The 697-nt window shown below is 64.3% G+C and carries 1 protein-coding gene; it reads right to left on the bottom strand.

Features of this window, described 5'->3' with window-relative positions:
• Window positions 1-697: glucuronate isomerase (locus tag SR3_RS30350; RefSeq protein WP_174549219.1), on the bottom strand; the 697-nt coding region annotated here is incomplete at both ends.

The raw sequence follows: 697 nt of genomic DNA, 5'->3' as shown, positions 1-697 counted from the left end.
AAGAGCGCCTCGGCCTCGGCGGTGGAGAGGTTGGCGGTTTGCGCCGTGGGATGGCCGTGGTCGGTGCTGGTGGCGCCGTGCTTGGCGAAAAAGGCGCGGCGGTTGCGGTGGGCGGCAAGGTAGCCTTGCCAGGTCAGCGTGTTCTCGCCGGTGAGTTCGCCGAATTTTGCCAGATTTTCGGCAAAGCCCTCGAACGCGGGATCGATCACCGGGTCGGGGCGATAGGCGGTCACCACCTTGCCGTTCCATGCGCCCGATGCGTTATCGGCCATGATCTGGCCATGCCACTCCAGCGTGTCGAGCGGGCTTTCGGTGGTGGCGATCACCTCGATGTTGTAGCGGTTGAACAGGGCGCGGGGGCGGAAGGCGTCGGTCGCCAGCATGTCGGTGATGGTGTCGAAATAGAGGTCGCTGGTGGCTTCCTCCAACATCACGCCCATGCCGAAGACTTCGACGAAAACCCAATCCAGCCACATGCGCGAGGGCGTGCCGCGAAACAGGTGCCAGTTGCGGGCGAGGATGCGCCATGCCTCGCGCGGGTTGTAGGTGGTTTTGGAGGCGCCGATGCCGAGGCTTTCCAGCGCGATGCCCTGCGAATAGAGCATGCGGAAGACATAGTGGTCAGGCCGCAGCAAAAGGTCCGAAGCATCGCCAAAGGGCTGGTTCTGCGCGAACCAGCGCGGGTCGGTGTGGCCGT

Source organism: Novosphingobium rosa NBRC 15208 (assembly GCF_001598555.1).
Lineage (GTDB): Bacteria > Pseudomonadota > Alphaproteobacteria > Sphingomonadales > Sphingomonadaceae > Novosphingobium > Novosphingobium rosa.
The sequence above is the reverse complement of the archived record's forward strand: the minus strand, read 5'-3'. Positions and strand labels throughout refer to the sequence as shown.